Here is a 5,937-nt window from a genome sequence, read left to right on the forward strand (position 1 = left end):
GTGTCCAGGTAGAACCACTCGGCGTCGGGGCCGGGGGCCGGCGGGGGCGCGGCGTGCGGGTCCGGCGCGGACGGCGGCGCGGCCGGCCGGGGCGGCCCCGGCATCAGCAGCTCCACCCGCAGTCCGAGGCCGCGCTGCTGGGCGGTGAACTCCTCGACCTGGCTGCGGCACGCGTGGTCCAGATGCGTCACACCGGTCAGATCGAGCCGGATGCGCGGCAGACCCGAGGCGGCGGCCGCCTCCAGCGCCTCGATGACCTGCGGCAGCCGCAGGAAGGTGGCGTTGCCGGCCATCACGACCTTCGCGGTGTCGTCCTCGGTGTGCTGGCGGACGACGGTGCGCGACATGCGCAGCGCGGCGAGCACGATCCCGGCCGCGAGGCCGATGAGGACGCCTTCGAGCAGGGCCGTCGCCACGATGACCGCGGTGGTCACCGTCATCACCGCGAACTCGCCCCGGTCCTGCCGCCACATCTTGGGGAACTCGCCCGGCGCGAACAGCTTCCAGCCGCTGTGCACCAGGACGCCCGCGAGCACCGAGATCGGGATCAGGGCCAGGATCTGCGGCAGCAGCAGCGCGAAGGCGAGCAGCCACAGACCGTGCAGGGTGCGGGAGATCCGGGTCTTCGCGCCGGCCTGGACGTTGGCCGAACTGCGCGCGACGACGGCCGTGACGGGGAGGGCGCCGAGGAGGCCGGCGACGGTGTTCCCGGCGCCCTGGGCGATGAGTTCGGTGTTGTAGCGGGTGCGCGGTCCGCTGTGCATCCGGTCGACGGCCGCGGCGGTGAACAGGCTCTCCGCGGAGGCGATCACCGTGAACGTCAGGACGGAGGCGAGGACGCCCGCGTCGGCGAGAGCCGCGAACTCGTCGGCCCCCGGCACCCGCACCGACGCGAGCAGATCGCCGACCTGGAGCGTCTTCACGTCCACGCCGGGCAGCGCCGCCACCGCGATGCCGACGCCGACCGCGACCAGTGCGGCCGGGACCCGCTTCGCCGGACCGGGCACGTTCTTCCACACGAAGCTCAGCACGATCGTGGCCGCCCCGAGCAGGGTCGCGATCATCGCCTGCGGGTCGGTGAGGATGCCGCCGAGCAGCGCCGGGACGCCCGCCATGTTCTCGATCGGGGTGCCGGGCGCCTTCGCGTCCGCCATGGGGTAGAGCTGGCCGAACATCAGCGGCAGCCCGATGCCGGCCAGCATGCCCTGCACCACGGCGAGGGAGATCGCCTGGAACATCCGGCCCAGGCGGACGACGCCGAGGACGATCTGGAGGAGGCCGGAGCACAGGACGATCACCCCGAGCATCGCCAGGCCGTGCTTCGTGATCGTCTCCGCGACCAGGGCGGCCAGTCCGGCGGCGGGGCCGCTGACCTGGAGCGTGCTGCCCCGGATCGCGCCGACCACCAGACCGCCGATCACCCCGGAGATGATGCCGAGTTCGGCCGGGGCCCCGGAGGCCACGGCGACGCCGATGCACAGCGGCAGGGCGACGAGGAAGACCACGAGGGAGGCGGTGATCTCGTTGGCGATGTCCACCTTCCCGGCCCCGCCCGCGGTCTTCCGCCGGGGCAGCGTCCGGCGGACCCCGCCCGGCGTCTCCGCGGCCCCCGCCCCGGTCACGGTCGCGGTCCCCGGCGGGGCGCTGCTCGGCGCGATCCTGGTGCGCCCCCGCGCGTGTGCCCCGCTCATCCGGCGTGCACCCGGAACCGGCCGTCGTCCTCCAGTTCGTGCACCTGCCCGGTGTGGACCTCGTAGTACCAGCCGTGCAGCCGCAGCCGGCCCGCCTCCGCCCGCTGCCGCACCACCGGGTAACTCCCCAGTACGGCGAGCTGGTTGACGATGTTGCCCTGGGCGACGCCGGGCAGGGACGGATCGTCGTCGGCGGCCGACAGGGCCGGGGCCAGCTCGGGGCGGGCCAGTTGCAGCCAGGCGTCGACGCCGGGCAGCCGGGACAGGTCGTCGCCGGACTTCAGGGCGGCCATCGCACCGCAGTGTGAGTGACCGCACACGACGATGTCCTGAACCCCGAGCACCTCCAGTGCGTACTCGATGGTGGCGGCCTCCCCGGAGGCCCCCGGGCTGCCGTACGGCGGCACGATATTGCCCGCGTTGCGGAGCTCGAACATCTCTCCGGGCCGCGCTCCGGTAATGAGCGCGGGTATCACCCGTGAGTCCGAACAGGTAATGAAGAGAGCCTCGGGATATTGCCCTTCGGCCAGCTTCCGGTAATCACGGCTCTCGAAATCCACCCGCCGGCTGAACGAGCGGGCACGATCCAGCAATGCCTTCAACGAAGCCTCCTACAAGGGATGTTCGACCTGGTCACCCCACCGTAGAAGACGGCACACCAGAGAAAGGTTAAGCGAGCCACAGCGCCCGGCCAGGAATTGGACATTCTTTGTCGAGAGGTTCCGATAGCTTCCGCTTCCAGTACCGTGTGCACCTCAGGGCAGAGGTTTTCCTTTCACGGAGAGACGGGACGCATGGGCATACGAGCGCTGCTCATCGAGGACGACGAGACAATCGCGGAACCGCTCACGGAGGGCCTGGCGCACTTCGGCCTGACGGTTCACCACGTGACCACCGGGGCCGAGGGCATGAGCGGCCCGTACGGCGATGTCGTCCTGCTCGACCTGGGGTTGCCGGACATGGACGGCATCGACGTGTGCCGGGGCATCCGGCAGGTCTCGGACGTACCGGTCATCATCCTCAGCGCGCGGGGCGAGGAGGCCGACCGGGTGCTGGGGCTGGAACTCGGCGCGGACGACTATCTGGCGAAGCCGTTCAGCGTGAGGGAGTTGGTGGCCCGCGTCCGGGCGGTGACCCGGCGGACCCGGCGCGCGGAGCCGGCCGGGCCGGAGCCCGCGGGGCCGGTGCGCGCCGCTTCCCCCGGGCCCGCTCTCGCGGACGCCGTACCGGGACCGAGGGCACCGGCGGGCAGGGAGCGCGCGGCGGCACTCGTGGAGCGGCTGCGCACGTCGGCCCTGGCGCAGCCCCGGGTCGCCCCGGCGCCCGCGTCCCCGCCCGAGCCGTACGGGGAGACCACCGCCGCGGCGTCGTACGCCTCCGGACGCTCGTACGCGCCCGGCCCCTCCCCCGCCTCCGCAGCGTCGGGGCCGCCGTACACCCCCGGGCCGCTCGTCGTCGACCGGCGCACCCGTCAGGTGTGGGTCGGCGAGGACCCCGTGACGCTCACCCCGAAGGAGTTCGAACTGCTGGCGCTGCTGACCGAGGACCCGGGCGCGGTCTGCTCCCGGCAGCAGATCCTGGACCGGGTGTGGGATCCGCACTACGAGGGTCCCACCAAGACGCTGGACGTCCATGTCGCCTCGCTGCGGCGCAAGTTGGGCGACCCGGCGTGGATACAGACCCTGCGCGGGGTGGGGTTCCGGCTGGCGGTGCGGACCGGGCCGGGCGGCGAGCGGGTGTCCGCGCCATGACCCGCCGGCTGCTGCTGAGCTACCTCAGTCTCGCCGCGCTGGTGCTGGCCTGCCTGGAGATCCCGCTGGGCTTCGTCTACTCGCGCAGCGAGCGCGAACGGGTCGTGAACGCCGCGAAGGACGAGGCCGAGTCGGTCTCCGCGTACGCCTCGCTGTCCCTGAGCACGGGACGCGCGGAGCGCAACCTGCCGCGCCAGGTCCGCCACTGCGCCACGCGCATCGACGGCAAGGTGGTCGTCGTGGACGCCGCCGGTGCCCTGCTGGCCTCCTCGCACCCGATGTCCGCCGCGATGTCGGCCGCCCTCGCCTCCCGCCCCGGCATCGCCGCGGCGCTGCGCGGCACCTCCACCGTCGACGTCCGCACGTCGACCATCGGCGGCGTGGAGTACCTGTCGGTCGCCGCGCCCGTACGGCACGCCACCGGTCTGCAGGGCGCGGTGTGGCTGACGCTGCCGACGAGGAACGTGCACGAACGCGTCCACCACGTCTGGCTGCTGCTGGCCCTCGGCGGGCTGGGCGTCCTCGCGGCGGTAGCCGTGGTCGGCTTCGCCATCGCCCGCTGGACGGGCCGCCCGATCCGCGAACTGGAGCGCGCCACGCACGAGTTGGCGGAGGGCGGCCGGGCCAGGCCGGTGACGATGACGAAGGGGCCGCCGGAAGTGCGGCGACTGGCAGCCGCGTTCAACCGCACGGCGGCCCGGCTCGCCCATCTCCTCGACGCCCAGCGTGCGTTCGCGGGCGAGGCATCGCACCAGCTCCGTACTCCGCTGGCGGCGCTGCGGCTTCGGCTGGAGAACCTGGAGCCGAGCATCGCCGACCGCGGGCGCGGCAGCCTCACCGCCGCACTGACCGAGACCGACCGGCTGGCCCGGATGGTCGAGGGCCTGCTGGCGATGGCCCGTCTGGAGGAGGACGCCGCGACCCCCGGCCCGGTGGACCTGGGCGCGGTCTGCGCGGAACGCCACCGCACCTGGCTGCCGCTCTTCGAGCAACAGGGCGTACACCTGGTGCTGTTCGCGGGGAGCGTGGGGCCGGTGCTCGCGGTGCCGGGCGCGGTGGAGCAGATCGTGGACAACCTGCTCTCCAACGCCCTGCGCGCCTCGGCCGCAAAGAGCACGGTGGCCGTCGAGTTGCGGCTGCACGCGCCGGCCCGGCGCACCCTGCGCGACACCCGCCCCGCCTGGGTCGACCTGCACGTCACCGACGAGGGGCCCGGCATGACGCCGGAACAGCGCGCCCGCGCCTTCGACCGCTTCTGGCGGGCCCCCGGCGCCCCCAAGGGCGGCACGGGGCTGGGGCTGGCGCTGGTCCAGCGGCTCGCGCACGCGAGCGGCGGGGAGGCCGGGCTGCACGCGTCGGCCGCGGGCGGGCTGGACGCGGTGGTGCGGCTGCCCTCGGCCGTCCCGCCCCGCGAGGGACAGGACCCCGGCCCCGCCCGGCCGGGCCGGCGACGCCGGCCGGTCCCGGCCCTGCGCGCGTGAAAGCCCGGCCCCCGGCCCGTCCTTCCCCGACCGGCGCGGCACCGGGGCCAGTTCGTCGGCCGCGTTCCGCCCGGGACGACGAGCCCCGCCCCCACGCGACGGTCACGAAAAGAACACATCCCCTTCACGCACAGCCACGGGGCATTACGGTCATCCCCTCACGGACCACCAGCGGGGGGATCACATGACACATCCGTACGCCGGCGCACCCATGCCCCAGCCGCCCCGCCGGGCCCCCGGCTGGGCCCGCAAGCGCTACGCGCTCCCCGCGCTCGGCCTGGCGTTCCTCCTGGGCATCGCGATGGGCGGCGCGTCCGGCCAGGACCGGACGGGCGCCGACGCCGAGCCCGCGGCGGCCTCACCCCGCCCCACGGTCACCGTGACGGCGACGACGGAACCGGCGCCCGCGCCGACGGTGACCCTGACGGCCACGGCGACCGCGACGGCCACGAAGACGGTCGAGGTCACCGCCGCACCCCCGGCCGCCGCCGACGACCCGTCCGACGGCGGAAGCGGGGGCGGCGGGGGCGGCGGGGGCGACAGCGTCTACTACGCCAACTGCAGCGAGGTCCGCGCCGCGGGCGCCGCCCCCATCCGCCGAGGCGAGCCCGGCTACGCCTCCCACCTGGACCGCGACAACGACGGGGTGGCCTGCGACACCTGACGGCGAACCGTGGCGGGGACCCCGAACTGGGCGGCCTCAGGGCCGGACGCCCGGCCCTGCTCCGCCTGCGCCGGAGCACGAACGAACTTCCCCGCGAGCACCTCGTACAGAGGGCGGCACCCCCGCACAGGGTGTATGGCTGGCTTCCTGACCAGGGGGTTCGGAGGCCGCCGCCCCTCGCAGGGCACTCTCAGGGCACATCGTTCAGCGCGGACTCCATCATGTCGGCGGTCCGGTCCTCGTCCGCCTCCCACAGATGGGTGTAGACGTTCAGCGTGATCGATGGCTTAGCGTGACCGAGCCTCTTCTGTACCTGCTTCGGCGTTGCCCCTTTTTTGATCAGCACTGAG

General features: G+C 73.9%; 5 protein-coding genes. 3 read left to right on the forward strand and 2 right to left on the reverse strand.

Annotation, left to right across the window (positions count from 1 at the left end; genetic code table 11):
- A partial coding sequence (locus SZN_RS34790; RefSeq protein ID WP_078509072.1) for a SulP family inorganic anion transporter occupies positions 1–1,691 on the reverse strand: 1,691 nt, incomplete at its 3' end.
- Entirely contained in the window at positions 1,688–2,293 is a 606-nt protein-coding gene (locus SZN_RS34795; protein WP_043734728.1) for a carbonic anhydrase, read from the reverse strand. The genes SZN_RS34795 and SZN_RS34790, both read right to left, overlap by 4 nt.
- A gap of 192 nt (positions 2,294–2,485) precedes the next feature.
- On the opposite strand from SZN_RS34795, the gene SZN_RS43300 reads away from it, so the two are divergent.
- The 3 genes from SZN_RS43300 (at position 2,486) to SZN_RS34810 (ending at position 5,587) form a co-directional block, all read left to right on the forward strand.
- Positions 2,486–3,442, forward strand: coding sequence for a response regulator transcription factor (locus SZN_RS43300; RefSeq protein ID WP_007504595.1), 957 nt, complete (start codon positions 2,486–2,488; stop codon positions 3,440–3,442).
- Positions 3,439–4,923: a sensor histidine kinase gene (locus SZN_RS34805; RefSeq protein WP_007504596.1), complete on the forward strand. Its 1,485-nt coding sequence runs from the start codon at positions 3,439–3,441 to the stop codon at positions 4,921–4,923. Before SZN_RS43300 ends, SZN_RS34805 begins: the two co-directional genes overlap by 4 nt.
- A gap of 184 nt (positions 4,924–5,107) precedes the next feature.
- On the forward strand, positions 5,108–5,587 hold the full coding sequence (locus SZN_RS34810; RefSeq protein WP_007504598.1) for an excalibur calcium-binding domain-containing protein: 480 nt from the start codon (positions 5,108–5,110) through the stop codon (positions 5,585–5,587).
- Positions 5,588–5,937: the final 350 nt, after the last annotated feature.

The sequence above is a fragment of the Streptomyces zinciresistens K42 genome, from assembly GCF_000225525.1.
GTDB lineage: Bacteria > Actinomycetota > Actinomycetes > Streptomycetales > Streptomycetaceae > Streptomyces > Streptomyces zinciresistens.

Bases quoted from the DNA above. Each gene is read 5' to 3' on its own strand.
- SZN_RS43300 (WP_007504595.1), top strand. From the start codon at position 2,486: ATGGGCATACGAGCGCTGCTCATCGAGGACGACGAGACAATCGCGGAA.
- SZN_RS34805 (WP_007504596.1), top strand. From the start codon at position 3,439: ATGACCCGCCGGCTGCTGCTGAGCTACCTCAGTCTCGCCGCGCTGGTG.
- SZN_RS34810 (WP_007504598.1), top strand. From the start codon at position 5,108: ATGACACATCCGTACGCCGGCGCACCCATGCCCCAGCCGCCCCGCCGG.